This is a genomic window from Streptomyces sp. NPDC004542 (genome assembly GCF_040610035.1).
Lineage (GTDB): Bacteria > Actinomycetota > Actinomycetes > Streptomycetales > Streptomycetaceae > Streptomyces.
Map to the genome: position 1 here is coordinate 1 of NZ_JBEXLP010000139.1, position 13,296 is coordinate 13,296.

At 73.2% G+C, this 13,296-nt stretch carries 10 protein-coding genes; 8 read left to right on the top strand and 2 right to left on the bottom strand.

Annotation, left to right across the window (positions count from 1 at the left end; translation table 11 throughout):
* A partial coding sequence (locus ABZX30_RS36340) for an ABC transporter ATP-binding protein (RefSeq protein WP_355942197.1) occupies positions 1 to 867 on the top strand: 867 nt, incomplete at its 5' end.
* Here the strand turns inward: ABZX30_RS36340 and ABZX30_RS36345 are convergent.
* Both ABZX30_RS36345 and ABZX30_RS36350 read right to left on the bottom strand, forming a co-directional pair.
* Complete coding sequence (locus ABZX30_RS36345) at positions 844 to 1,452, bottom strand: response regulator transcription factor (RefSeq protein ID WP_355942200.1); 609 nt, start codon at positions 1,450 to 1,452, stop codon at positions 844 to 846. The genes ABZX30_RS36340 and ABZX30_RS36345 overlap by 24 nt on opposite strands.
* A gap of 454 nt (positions 1,453 to 1,906) precedes the next feature.
* Positions 1,907 to 3,250 (bottom strand): S1 family peptidase, encoded by a 1,344-nt coding sequence (locus ABZX30_RS36350; RefSeq protein ID WP_355942203.1) that lies wholly within the window; start codon positions 3,248 to 3,250, stop codon positions 1,907 to 1,909.
* Positions 3,251 to 3,992: 742 nt separating this feature from the next.
* Here ABZX30_RS36350 and ABZX30_RS36355 point away from each other — a divergent pair.
* The 7 genes from ABZX30_RS36355 to ABZX30_RS36385 all read left to right on the top strand — a co-directional run bounded on the left by ABZX30_RS36355 (position 3,993) and on the right by ABZX30_RS36385 (position 13,214).
* Positions 3,993 to 4,208 carry a type A2 lantipeptide gene (locus ABZX30_RS36355; protein ID WP_355942206.1) on the top strand — a complete coding sequence of 72 codons (216 nt, stop codon included), beginning with the start codon at positions 3,993 to 3,995 and terminating at the stop codon, positions 4,206 to 4,208.
* 95 nt (positions 4,209 to 4,303) lie between these two features.
* Positions 4,304 to 5,110, top strand: coding sequence for an HlyD family efflux transporter periplasmic adaptor subunit (locus ABZX30_RS36360; RefSeq protein ID WP_355942209.1), 807 nt, complete (start codon positions 4,304 to 4,306; stop codon positions 5,108 to 5,110).
* The gene (locus tag ABZX30_RS36365; RefSeq protein WP_355942212.1) at positions 5,107 to 7,329 is read left to right on the top strand and encodes an NHLP family bacteriocin export ABC transporter peptidase/permease/ATPase subunit; all 2,223 of its coding nucleotides are present in this window, start codon (positions 5,107 to 5,109) and stop codon (positions 7,327 to 7,329) included. The genes ABZX30_RS36360 and ABZX30_RS36365 overlap by 4 nt, the downstream gene beginning before the upstream one ends.
* A 1-nt stretch (position 7,330) precedes the next feature.
* Positions 7,331 to 10,183, top strand: a complete 2,853-nt coding sequence (locus ABZX30_RS36370; RefSeq protein ID WP_355942215.1) for an NHLP bacteriocin export ABC transporter permease/ATPase subunit — start codon at positions 7,331 to 7,333, stop codon at positions 10,181 to 10,183.
* Between the two features lie 165 nt (positions 10,184 to 10,348).
* Complete coding sequence (locus ABZX30_RS36375; protein WP_355942218.1) at positions 10,349 to 11,848, top strand: MFS transporter; 1,500 nt, start codon at positions 10,349 to 10,351, stop codon at positions 11,846 to 11,848.
* Positions 11,849 to 11,983: 135 nt separating this feature from the next.
* The gene (locus tag ABZX30_RS36380) at positions 11,984 to 12,991 is read left to right on the top strand and encodes a Ppx/GppA family phosphatase (protein ID WP_355942221.1); all 1,008 of its coding nucleotides are present in this window, start codon (positions 11,984 to 11,986) and stop codon (positions 12,989 to 12,991) included.
* 43 nt (positions 12,992 to 13,034) lie between these two features.
* On the top strand, positions 13,035 to 13,214 hold the full coding sequence (locus ABZX30_RS36385; protein WP_355942224.1) for a hypothetical protein: 180 nt from the start codon (positions 13,035 to 13,037) through the stop codon (positions 13,212 to 13,214).
* Positions 13,215 to 13,296 lie beyond the last annotated feature (82 nt).

Sequence of the window (13,296 nt, forward strand, 5' to 3'; positions counted from 1 at the left end):
GGCCGAGGCGACGGAGTCGCTCGCCCCGGTGAGCGGGTGGGCCGGGGGCCAAGGCCCAGGTCGTGGAGGGGGTACGGCTCGCACGGGCAGCCGGCTCCCCCGCCCGTCCCGGTCACGGCGCCGGACGCCCTCGTCCTCGCCTGCGTCACCTTCGCCTACGGGCCCGCCAGTGAGCCCGTGGTCGACGGCCTGGAGCTCGCGGTGCCGGACGGGGGGCACCTCGCCGTCGTGGGGCCCAGCGGGATCGGGAAGTCGACGCTGACCGCGCTGGTCGCGGGACTGCTGGAGCCGGGGAGCGGGGCGGTCCGGGTGTACGGGCACCCGGTGCCGAGCGAGGAGGCGGCCGCGCGGCGGGTGCTGATCCCGCAGGAGGCGTACGTCCACACCGGCACCCTCGCCGAGAACCTCGGGCACCTGCGCGCGGACCCGGTGCCGGAGGAGGAACTGCTGGCGGCCGCCGAAGCGGTGGGGCTCACGCCGGTGCTGGAGACCCTCGGTGGACCCGGCGCGCCGGTGGAGCCGGCGGCGCTGTCCGCGGGCGAGCGCCAGCTGATCGCACTGACCCGGGCGTATCTGTCCCGGGCTCCGCTCGCGCTGCTGGACGAGGCGACCTGTCACCTGGACCCGCAGGCGGAGGCGCGCGCGGAGCGGGCGTTCGCCGAGCGCCCCGGCGGCTCCCTGGTGGTCGTCGCCCACCGCATCAGCTCCGCGCGCCGCGCGGACCGGATCCTGGTGCTCGACGGCCGCCGCACGGCACACGGCACCCATGACGAGCTGCTCGCGGCCTCTCCCCTGTACCGGGACCTGGTCGGCGGCTGGACCCCCGCGTCGGCCGCCGGGCCGTCACAGCCAGCCCTCCCCCCTTGAGATACGGATCGCGTCGATCCGGTTGCGCGCCCCCGTCTTGCGGGTGATCGCCGCCATGTAGTTGCGCACGGTCCCGTGGGACAGGTGCAGGCTCCCGGCGATCTCCGCGATGGAGGCCCCCCCGGCCGCCAGCGACAGCACGCTCAGCTCCCGGCGCGTCAGCGGCATCTGAGCGGCCTTGAGGAACCCGAAGCCCAGCGAGTCGTCGACGAAACGTTCCCCCTCAGCGACACGCCGTATCGCGCGCACGAGTCTCTCCGGTGACCCCTCCTTGTCGACATAGCCGAGCGCCCCCGCCTCGACCGCCCGTCTCAGCAGCCCGGGCCGGTTCTTACCGGCCAGCACCAGCAGGCGCGGCGGCACGGAACCCGCGCCCCGCGGGCACAGGTCGCCCAGGGGAGGTACGCCGAAGCCGTCGGCGTATTCCAGATCCACCGCGCACACGTCCGGTCTTAAAGACCGCACCCGTGCGGACGCCCCGCGCCACGACGTGTCGTCCACCCGAATGTCGGGTTCCCCGCGCAGCCACTCCGCCAGGACCGATCGCACCAGACACGCGTCGTGCACCAGAACCACTCCGATCACTGCCGCCCCTTCGGCTCGTCCTACTTCGTCCAGGTGTTGAGCGCGTGCCCCATTGTTGGCGGCCGTGACACCTCTCGGGCGCGAAGAACCGGCCATCGGGATGCGCGGGGGCGCACTCACGGCGCTCGCACACCGCGCCGCGCATCGACTGTGGGGGCATGGTCCGGGGTGATCGGGGTAGGCAGGGCCCCCGCCGGGGCAACGCGACGCGCGGCCGGGCGAGGAGGGGGTCGGTGTGTCCGACGGGCAGCCGTCCGGACAGAACCCGGCCGCCGCCGGCGCGGTGCGCGGGCGGCGGCTGGTCCGGGCGGGCGGCGAGGAAGCCATGGCGCGCCGTGCGCGGGGCGAGCGGAACGACGCGGCCCGGCCCTCCCGCCGGAGGGCCGGGCCGTCCGTCCACCGCCGGCCGGAACCGCTGGGTGAGGCCGGGTCGGTGGGCCTGGGTGAGGACCGGTCAGTTGGATCCGGTGAGGGACGAGCCGTCGCCGGCGCCCGTGCCGGACTGGCCGCCCATGCCGGACTGGTCGGCGCCACTCTGGTCACCCGCCGTCGCGGACGGGTCGGCGTCCGCACCGGACTGGTCGCCCGCGGACGCGGACGGGTCGGCGCCGGCGGACTGGTCGCCCGCACCCGCACCCGCGCCGGAGTCGCCGAGGGTGGCGCCGGTGGCCTGGAGGGCGGTGGTGACCGGCTGGAAGAAGGTCTCGCCGCCGTTGGTGCAGTCGCCACTGCCACCGGAGGTCAGGCCGACCGCGCCGCCGTCCTGGGTGAACAGGGAGCCGCCGCTGTCGCCGGCCTCGGCGCAGACGTTGGTCTGGATCAGGCCGTTGACGGTGTCGACGCCATTGGGGTCGGTCTCGCTCTGGAAGTTGACGGTCGCGTCGAGGCCGGTCACCTGGCCGTTGTGCAGACCGGTGGTCGAACCCATCCGGAACACCGTCTCGCCGACCGTGGCCTCCTGGGCCTGCGTGATCGGGACCGTCTGGCCGTTGCCCGCGTTGACCTCACTGGGCGCCTGGGTCTGGGCGTCGTTGTACTTCACGAGTGAGAAGTCGCCCTCGCCCGGGAACGTGGCCTGGTCGACGGTGGCGACGGGCTGGCCCGTCTCGGAGTCTGACCAGTCCTTGGCCGCGACACCGCAGTGACCGGCCGTCAGGAACGCGGGGCTGCCGTCGGAGGCGGTGACGTTGAAGCCGAGGGAGCAGCGGACGGTGCCGTTCTGCACCTGGGAGAAGATGGCGTCGCCGCCGGAGACGAGCGGCTTGAAGGTGCCCGCGGACTTCTTGAGCGTCGCCATGCCGGAGCCGAGGCTCTTGACCGTGGACTCCACCCGGTTCCACTGTGCGCCGGTGACCGTGCTGTCGGCGGTGACCACGACCTTGTTCGTCCTGGGGTCGACCGCCCAGGCGGTGCCCGGGACGGTCGCCTTGGCCTTCAGGGTCTTCGCCGCGGCCTGGAGTTCCGCCGTGCTGTTCTGCACCTGGCGGACCTTCGCGCCCGCCTTCTCCGCCTGCGCGATCACGTTGTTGTCGCCGCTGACCACGTTGACGACGAGCTGCTTGCTGGTGCTGTCGTAGTAGGAGCCGGCGAGGGCGTCACCGAGCAGCTTCTGCAACTGCGAAGAGAGGTCCGAGGCGTCCGACGCCTTCAGGACCCTGGGGCCCGCGGCGGAGGTGTCGCCCGAGGCGCCGTCCTGGGACGCGTTGGCCATCGGCAGCAGGAAGGCCGCCGCTCCGAGCGCCGCCACGCCGCCCACCGCTATCGCGGCCTTGCGCTTCGGCATTCGCTTGTGACTCAAACTACTCGACCTCCTGGGAACGGGGGGTCTGCCGCTGTGGGGCAGTCGATCGTGGGCGCCTGGTTGGCTGTTGGTACGCACGGGGTGCGGGGCGCGTTCAATTGCGTTTGCCAAAAACCTTTGCGCGACGGTGAATCGGCCGGACCCGGCCGGTTCCGGCGTGCCGCCGGCCGGTGCCGCGCGGCGCCGCGCGGCGCCGGGAACGGTCCCCCTGGGTCCTCGAACTCGGGCCCACCGTCGAGGCGGTGGGCGAGGACCACGCGGCCCTGTGTACGCCCTCCCGGGCCGAACACGCTCAGCGACATCCCTGGAACGTTCCGTCGACGACTCTGAGCGGAATCCCTGCTTCAGGGAATCTGCACACCGATTGCCCAAGCGGGTCACGGCGCGCGGGGGATCTGCACAAGCGCGCGCCCCCGGTTATCGCATTGGCGCGGAGTGCCGGATTCGCCGCGGCCGGGGCAAGGGGCGGCACGCGCCGATCCCGCGCACCATGTGAAGGTGTCGCCGACAAGCCGTGCGCACACCTGCACGGACGGGACCGACTGAGACTCAAGTCCGCAGGTGAGAGGGCTGGTTGATTGGAACCGCGAGCCACGGGCGTGCTTTGATCCATCGCACCGCGGGGGCCGCTCAGGGCTTCCGGAACGGGCGTCCGGCGCCCGCGGTCGCGGCCGTCCATCTGTCCCCAGAGGGGGCCGCTCTCCCCCTTGTGAATATCCATATGAAGGGAAGTTCCACCATGAACTCCACCCCCCAGGTCGAGACCGTCGAGATCTCCGACGCCGAGCTCGACAACGTCTCCGGCGGCCTTTCCGTGAACGCCCTGAACACCGTCACGGGCGCCGTGAACGGCATCGCCCCGGTCTCCGGCCTGGTCGGCACCGTCGTCGGCACGGTCGAGGGTGTCACCGGCCTGAACACCCAGCCGGTCACCCACCTGGTCGCCGGTCTCTGATCGCACCTCGTTGCCGCTGAGTCCCGGAGCCACCCCCTGGCTCCGGGTCTCAGCGCTGCCGTCACAGTCCCGTCCCACAGGTGAGGGATAGTCCCGTGCAGTTCCGCCAACAGGCCCTCGCCAAGCTCCAGTCGCCGGAGGAGCTGGACCTTCCGGTGCGGCTGGCCCGCCCCCAGGGCTGGCTCGCGCTGTCGGTCTCGGTCCTCGCCATGGCGGCCGCCTCCGTCTGGGCGGTGACCGGTTCGGTCGCCTCCACCGTCGGCGCGCCCGCCATCCTCACGCACGCCGAGGGCAGTTACGTCCTGCAGAGCCCGGTCGCGGGCCAGGTCACCGCCGTCCTCGCCCAGCAGGGCGAACGGCTGCCGGCCGACGCGCCCGTCCTGAAGGTCCGTACGGCCCGGGGCGAATCGGTCGTCCGCACGGTCGCCGCCGGCCGGGTCACCGCCCTCGCCGCCACCATCGGGCAGATCATCCGGACCGGCGCGAACGTCGCCGCCGTCGAGAAGGTCGCCCATACCTCCGACCCGCTGTACGCGACGGTGTACGTCGCCGCCGAGAACGCCGCCTCGATCCCCGCGCACGCCCCCGTCGACCTGACCGTGTCGTCGGTGTCCACGCAGGAGTACGGGGTGCTGCGCGGCCATGTGAAGTCGGTGGACCGCACCGCCCAGTCCGCCCAGTCGATCGCCGCGTTCCTCGGCGACACCCAGCTGGGCGAGCAGTTCACCGGGAAGGGACGGCCGGTGGCCGTGCTCGTCGCGCTGGACAGGTCCCCGGGCACCAGGAGCGGTTACCGGTGGAGTTCCGCCGAGGGGCCGCCGTACCGGCTCGACTCCATGACCCTGGCCACGGGATCGATCCGGCTGGCCGACCAGCGTCCCGTCGATTGGCTGCTCCCGTGACCACCGCCCAGGAAACCCGCGGCAGACGCCGGGCCGCCCCGCCCCGGCGCACGGTCCCCAAGAGCCGGGGCCGGGCCGTCCGCACCCCCACCGTGCTCCAGATGGAGGCCGTCGAGTGCGGTGCGGCCTCCCTCGCCATGGTCCTCGGCCACTACGGCCGCCACGTCCCGCTGGAGGAGCTGCGCATCGCCTGCGGTGTCTCCCGCGACGGCTCGCGCGCCAGCAACCTGCTGAAGGCGGCGCGCGGTTACGGCCTGACCGCCAAGGGCATGCAGATGGACCTGGCCGCCCTCGCCGAGGTGGCCGCACCCGCCATCCTGTTCTGGGAGTTCAACCACTACGTCGTCTACGACGGCATGGGCCGCCGCTTCGGCCGCCGCGGGGTGTACGTCAACGACCCCGCCAAGGGCCGCCGCTTCGTCCCCATGGAGGAGTTCGACGGGAGCTTCACCGGTGTCGTCCTGGTGCTGGAACCGGGCGAGGACTTCGTGACGGGCGGGCGCCGGCCCGGCGTCCTCGGTGCGATGCCGGCCCGGCTCCGCGGCACCGCGGGCACGCTGCCCGCGGCCGTGCTGGCGAGCCTGCTGCTGGTGGCGGTCGGCGCGGCGGTCCCCGCGCTGAGCCGCACCTACATCGACATGTTCCTGATCGGCGGTCAGTCCTCGCTGCTCGGCGTGCTGTTCGCGTCGATGGGCGGGTGCGTGCTGCTGACGGTGGTGCTGACCTGGTTGCAGCAGGCCAATCTGCTGCACGGCCGGATCGTCTCCTCCACCCTCTCCAGCGCCCGCTTCCTGCGCCATCTGCTGCGACTGCCGGTGACCTTCTTCGCCCAGCGCAGCCCGGCCGACCTGGTGCAGCGCCTGCAGTCCAACGACCAGGTCGCCGAGACCCTGGCCCGCGACCTGGCGGCGGCCGGCGTGGACGCGGTCGTGGTCGTGCTGTACGCGGTGCTGCTGTACACCTACGACCCGCAGCTGACGTTCGTCGGTATCGGCGTGGCGCTGCTCAACGTGGTCGCGATGCGGTTCGTCGTACGGCTGCGCGCCACCCGTACGGCGAAGCTGCGTGCGGACACCGCGCGGCTGACGAACACCGCCTACACCGGGCTGCAGCTGATCGAGACGATGAAGGCGACCGGCGGCGAGGACGGCTACTTCCGCAAGTGGGCCGGCCAGCACGCCACCACGCTGGAGGAGCAGCAGCGGCTCGGCGTGCCCAGCGCCTGGCTGGGCGTGGTGGCCCCGACGCTCGCCACCCTCAACAGCGCGCTGATCCTCTGGATCGGCGGGATGCGGGCCGTGGAGGGCCACATCTCGGTCGGCCTGCTGGTCGCCTTCCAGGCGCTGGTCACCCGCTTCACCGCCCCGCTGACCCGGCTCAACGGCGTCGCGGGCCGCATCCAGGACTTCGCCGCCGACGTGGCCCGTCTGAAGGACGTCGAGAACTTCCAGGCCGACCCGCTCTACGCCCGCCCGGGCGGCGGCGACTCCGCCCGGCGCCTGCACGGGCACGTGGAGCTGGAGAACGTCGCGTTCGGCTACAGTCCCCTCGACAAGCCCCTGCTCACCGGCTTCGACCTCACCGTGGGACCCGGGCAGCAGGTCGCGCTGGTCGGCGGCTCGGGCAGCGGCAAGTCGACCGTCTCCCGGCTGATCTCCGGGCTGTACACGCCCTGGGAGGGCGTGATCCGCATCGACGGGCAGCGTCTGGCGGACATCCCGCGCGGCGCGCTCGCGGCCTCCGTCTCCTTCGTCGACCAGGACGTGTTCCTCTTCGAGGGCTCGGTCCGCGACAACGTGGCCCTGTGGGACCCGTCGGTCCCGGACGAGGCCGTGGTGGAGGCCCTGAAGGACGCCGCCCTGTACGACGTGGTCATGCGCCGGCCGGGCGGCGTCCACAGCAAGGTCGAGCAGGACGGCCGGAACTTCTCCGGCGGGCAGCGGCAGCGCCTGGAGATCGCGCGGGCGCTGGTGCGGCGGCCCAGCATCCTCGTCCTGGACGAGGTGACCAGCGCGCTGGACGCGGAGACCGAGCAGATCGTGATGGACAACCTGCGGCGGCGCGGCTGCGCCTGTGTGGTGATCGCCCACCGGCTGAGCACCGTGCGCGACAGCGACGAGATCGTCGTGCTCCAGCACGGCACGGTCGTCGAACGCGGGCGGCACGCCGAGCTGGTGGCGCGCGGCGGTGCGTACGCCGCGCTGGTCAGGGAGCGGTGAGATGACGTCCGTACCCGAAGGGGACCTCGTACTCGGCGCGCTCGGCGCGCTGGGCACGCCCGTGGACTGCACCGGCCTGAACCGGCTGGATCTGGAGGGGCCGCAGGTCCTGTGGCTGGTCGCGGCGGGTGCCGTGGACCTGTTCGCGGTGGACGCCGCGCAGCAGGGCCACTGGCACCACCTCGGCCGCCTGGAGGCGGGCTCGCTGCTGCTCGGCCCGGTGCCCGGACCGCAGCACACCCTGGTCGCCCGCCCGTTGCGCGACTGCGTGGTGCACCGGATCGGGCTGCGTGAGCTGTACCAGCCCGCGTCCACCCAGACCTGGTCGTACGACGAGTACGGCAACCCCCAGTACGTTCCGCCGACGACCAGCCCGCTGGAGCACGCCCTCGCGCTCGGCGTCGGCCGCAGCCTGTCCGTGCTGTTCCAGGCGCCGATGGCGGGCGACCCGGCGTCCGGGGACGGGGGTGCCCCCGCGCGAGCGGATTCGAGCGTGGGGGACGACGAGGACGTCTTCTGGATGCAGGTGCCGCCGGGCAGCGTGCAGTACGGGTCGCTGTACGGCGCGGAGGCCGCCGCCGACCTGCTGATGGACCCTGCCGTGTGGCAGAGCATGGTCGACCAGCAGTACCGGCTGCTGACCACCCTCGACCGGTGGATCGAGCAGGTGGAGCGCACCCACGCCACGCGCACCGCGGCCGGGATCAAGGCCGGTGAGGCGGTCCGCGCGCAGGCTGACCGCACCCTGCTCGCGTCCATCGGCAGGCCCTCGGCCAAGCGGATCACGACCGCCGACGCCGACGCCGGCTACGCGGCCTGCAAGCTGGTCGCGCGGGCCGCCGGGATCACCCTCGCCGAGCCCGCGCAGAGCGGCACCGGCGGGGACCGGCTCGACCCGGTGGAACAGGTGGCCCTGGCGTCCCGGGTGCGCACCAGGGCCGTGCGGCTGGACGGGCACTGGTGGCGGGAGAACGTCGGGCCGCTGGTGGGTCACCGGGCCCTGTCGGGGGCGCCGGTGGCGCTGCTGTGGCGGCGCGGCGGCTATGTGGCGGTGCATCCGGCGACCGGGCGGGAGACGCCGGTCGAGAAGGCGAACGCCGAGGAGTTCGAGCCGCGCGCGGTGATGTTCTACCGACCGCTGCCCGAGCGTGGCCTCGGCCCGCTCGGCCTGCTCCGGTTCTGCATGCGCGGCACCCGCGGTGACCTGGTGAACCTGCTGCTCGCCGGGCTGGTGACCGTGGTCATCGGCGCGCTGGTGCCGATCGCCACCGGCAAGGTGCTCGGCGAGTACGTGCCCGAGGCCCGGCAGGGGCTGATCGTGCGGGTCTGCCTGGCGGTGATGATCAGCAGTGTGGTGGCGGCCGCGTTCATGCTGCTGGAGAACCTGACCATCCTCCGGCTCGAGGGCCGGATCGAGGCCACTCTCCAGCCGGCCGTCTGGGACCGGCTGCTGCGGCTGCCGACGAAGTTCTTCACCCGGCGCTCGACCGGCGAACTGGCCAGCGCGGCCATGGGCATCAGCGCGATCCGCCGGCTGCTCGCGGGCGTCGGCCCGGTGGTCGCGCAGTCGGTGACCGTCGGCGCGATGAACCTCGGCCTGCTGTTCTGGTACAGCGCGCCGATGGCGATGGCGGCGATCGGCATGCTCGTGGTCATCGGCGCCGTGTTCCTGGGGCTCGGCCTGTGGCAGGTGCGCTGGCAGCGGCGTCTGGTGGTGCTCGGCAACAAGCTGAACAACCAGGCGTTCCAGACCCTGCGCGGTCTGCCGAAGCTGCGGGTGGCGGCGGCGGAGAACTACGCGTACGCGGCCTGGGCCGGCGAGTTCGCGCGCAGCCGCGAGCTGCAGCAGAGGGTGGGACGCATCAAGAACCTCACCACGGTGCTGGGCGCGGTGTACCTCCCGGTGTGCACGCTGCTGATGTTCATGCTGCTGGCGGGACCGGCCAGGGGCGCGATGTCGGCGGCCGCCTTCCTCACCTTCAACACCTCGGTGACCATGCTGCTCACCTCGGTCACCCAGCTGACCGGTGCCTTCGTCTCGGCGGTGGCCGCGCTGCCGCTGTTCGAGGAGATCAAGCCGGTGCTGGAGGCGGCCCCCGAGGTGCGCGCCGCGAGCACCCGGCCGGGGCCGCTGTCGGGGGCCGTCGAGGCACGGCGGCTGTCCTTCCGGTACGCCGACGACGGTCCGCTGGTCCTGGACGACGTGTCGTTCGAGGTCCGGCCGGGCGAGTTCGTGGCGGTCGTCGGGCCCAGCGGCTGCGGCAAGTCCACGCTGCTGAGGCTGCTCATCGGCTTCGACAAGCCGGTCTCCGGGAGCGTGCTGTACGACGGCCAGGACCTCGCCGCCCTCGACCAGTCGGCCGTACGGCGGCAGTGCGGGGTGGTGCTCCAGCACGCCCAGCCGTTCACCGGCTCGATCCTGGACGTCATCTGCGGCACCGAGCCGTACACGCCGGAGGAGGCGATGGCCGCGGCGGAACTGGCCGGGCTCGCGGAGGACATCCAGCGCATGCCGATGGGGCTGCACACGATCGTCTCGGGCAGCGGCGCGATCTCCGGAGGGCAGCGGCAGCGCCTGATGATCGCCCAGGCGCTGATCCGCCGCCCACGGATCCTGTTCTTCGACGAGGCGACCAGCGCCCTGGACAACGACACCCAGCGCACGGTCATCGACAGCACGCGCAAGCTCAACGCCACCCGGATCGTCATCGCCCACCGGCTGTCCACGGTGCTGGACGCGGACCGGGTGGTCGTGATGGAGGACGGCAAGGTCATCCAGCAGGGGCCGCCCGCCGAACTCCTCGCGGACACCGGCGGCCGGCTGCACGAGCTGGTGCGGCGGCAGCTGGCCTGAGCGCCCCGGGCGCGGGAAGGGCGCGGGAGCGGCTCCACCACTGAAGCGAAACTTTGCCGTTCCGCAGAAAGTGGTCTAGCCTCAGGCTCGATCGGTGTACGAAACCGTTTCGTTTAACGATGCTTCACCCGAAGCCCCGAACGACTTCCCTGGAGTGCAGCCCCGATGTCAGAGAAGACCCTCTACGACGAGGCCCGGCCGGGCGCAGCGGAGGCGGCGCCCGCCTCGCCGAAGCGGTGGTGGATCCTCGCGGTCGTCGCCCTCGCGCAGCTGATGGTGGTCCTCGACGCCACCATCGTGAACATCGCCCTGCCCTCGGCCCAGGCGGACCTCGGTTTCTCCGACGGCAACCGGCAGTGGGTCGTGACCGCGTACGCGCTGGCCTTCGCCTCGCTGCTGCTGCTCGGCGGCCGCATCGCGGACCTGTTCGGCCGCAAGACGGCCTTCCTCACCGGCGTCGTCGGCTTCGCGGCCGTCTCCGCGCTCGGCGGCGCGGCGAACGGCTTCACCATGCTGGTGACGGCACGCGCGCTGCAGGGCGTCTTCGGCGCGCTCCTCGCCCCGGCCGCGCTGTCGCTGCTCAACACCACGTTCACCGACGCCCGGGAGCGGGCCCGGGCGTTCAGCGTGTACGGCGCCATCGCGGGCGCCGGCGGCGCGGTGGGCCTGCTGCTCGGCGGTGTGCTGACCGACGCGCTCGACTGGCGCTGGACCCTGTACGTCAACGTGGCCATCGCGGTGTTCGCCTTCGCCGGCGGTCAGGTCCTGCTGGCCAACCACCGGGACGCGGCCAACTCCAAGCTCGACGTGCCGGGCACGATCCTGGTCGCCGTGGGCCTCTTCTCCCTGGTGTACGGCTTCTCCAACGCCGAGACCCACGACTGGGGCTCCCCGCTGACCTGGGGCTTCCTGATCGCGGGCGGACTGCTCCTGGCGGCCTTCGCCTGGTGGCAGACCCGGGCCGCGCACCCGCTGCTGCCGCTGCGCATCCTGACCGACCGCAACCGCGCGGCCTCCTTCGTCGCCGTGCTGATCTCGGGCGCGGGTATGTTCGGCGTCTTCCTCTTCCTGACCTACTACCTCCAGCTGAACCTGGGCTTCAGCCCCACGAAGACCGGCGTGGCCTTCCTGCCGATGGTCGGCGCGCTGATGGTGGCGGCACAGATCGGTACGACCGTCCTGGTGCCGCGGATCGGGCCGAAGACGGTCGTCCCGCTGGGCTTCGCGATCGCCGCGGCCGGCATGGCCTGGCTGACCGGCATCGGGACCGGCTCGCACTACCTGAGCGCGGTGCTGCCGCAGCTGATCGTGACCGGCATCGGGCTCGGCCTGGTCATGCCGCCCGCCATGCAACTGGCCACCGGCGGGGTGGCGGCCGGGGACGCGGGCGTCGCCTCCGCGACGGTCAACGCCATGCAGCAGGTGGGCGGCTCGATCGGCACGGCGCTGCTGAACACCCTCGCGGCGAGCGCCGCGACCGACTACCTGACCGGCCGGGACGCCACCAGCAAGCTGGTCCAGGCACAGGCGACCATCGAGAGCTACACCACCGCCTTCTGGTGGTCGGCCGGGTTCTTCGTCGCGGGCGCGCTGATCGGCGTCCTCGTCTTCCGCCGCGGGGTGCCGCAGCAGGACACGGACGCCGCACCGGTCGTCCACATGTGAGGGTGACCGGTTCCGCCCGAGGGGCCGCCGTCCGCAGGGAGACGGCGGCCCCTCGGGCGCACGGCGGTGGCCGTATGCGTTCGCTCCCGCGCGGGACGAAGGGCATGGGACGGCCGCAGTGGGTACGTGCAGACCATGCGGATCAGTGTGGTGGACGTGGGCTCGAACACGGTGCGGCTGATGGTGGCGGACGCGGACGGCGGGGTGCCGCTGCCGGTGCACACCGCCAAGTGGCGGCTGCGGCTCTCGGAGCAGACCGGGCCCGGGGGCGACATCCCCGACGCGGCCGTGGAGCGGTTGGTGGAGGCGGTGACCGCGGCGAACCGGACCGCCGCCAGATGGGGGGCGGCGGGGCCACTGGCCTTCGCCACCGCCGTGGTGCGCGCGGCGCCGAACCGTACGGAGGTCCTCCGGGCCGTCCGCACGGGCACGGGTGTCGACCTGTGCACCCTGCCGGGCGAGGTCGAGGCCGAGCTGACCTTCCTCGCCGCCCGGCGCTGGCTGGGCTGGCAGGCCGGGCCGCTGGCGGTGCTGGACATCGGCGGCGGCTCGCTCGAGGTCGCCTTCGGGCGCGGCCGGCTGCCGGACTTCGTGGCCTCGCTGCCGCTCGGGGCGGGGCGGCTGACCCGCGAGTACTTCGCGGACGAGGACCCTCCCTCGGCGGAGCGGCTGCGCGCCCTGCGGCGCAAGGTCCGCCACCAGCTGCGGGACGTGGCCGCCCGGATCCGCTGGGAGGGCCCGCGTTCCGCGGTGGCCACCTCACGCACCTTCCAGCAGCTGGGACGGCTGTGCGGGGCGCCGCCGGGACGGCACGGGCCGTTCGTGGAGCGGGTGCTGCGCCGAGCCGACCTGCGGGACGCGGTCGGCCGGCTGGCCGCCCTGCCCGCCGCCGAGCGCTCCCGCCTGCCCGGTATCTCCGCGCCGCGCGCGGCGCAGAGCCTGGCCGGGGCGATGGTCGGCCACACCGTGATGAAGCTGACCGGCCTCGGCGCGGTCACCCTCTGCCCGTGGGCGATCCGCGAGGGAGTCCTGCTGCGGCGCATCGAGGACGGCCCGGCCTGGTGGGCGGAGACCACCCGGCGCTCCGAGGAACCCCCGCCCCCCGACCCGGTGCCCCTGCGCGTCGCAGGTGCCGCCAACTGACGCGGCGCAGAGCCTGGCCGCCGAAGACGGAAAGGAGACAGTCATGTCCGAGCCGGAGAACCACGACGAGCGTCCCCGGACGGCCCTGGAGGAGGTCCTCCACGAGACCGCCCGCGCCGAGAGCCGCCCCACGGACCCCGCCCGCGGCGACGAGAACCGGGGCGAGGCGGCGGACGCCATCACTCCCAGCACATGGGCCCAGGAGGAATCACGGGGGGAGTGACCGCGAGGCCCCGGCGGCGGTCCGGCCCTCCCGGGCCGGGCCGGCCGGCCGGCCGCCCGCGGATGGCCGGGCCCCGGCCGGG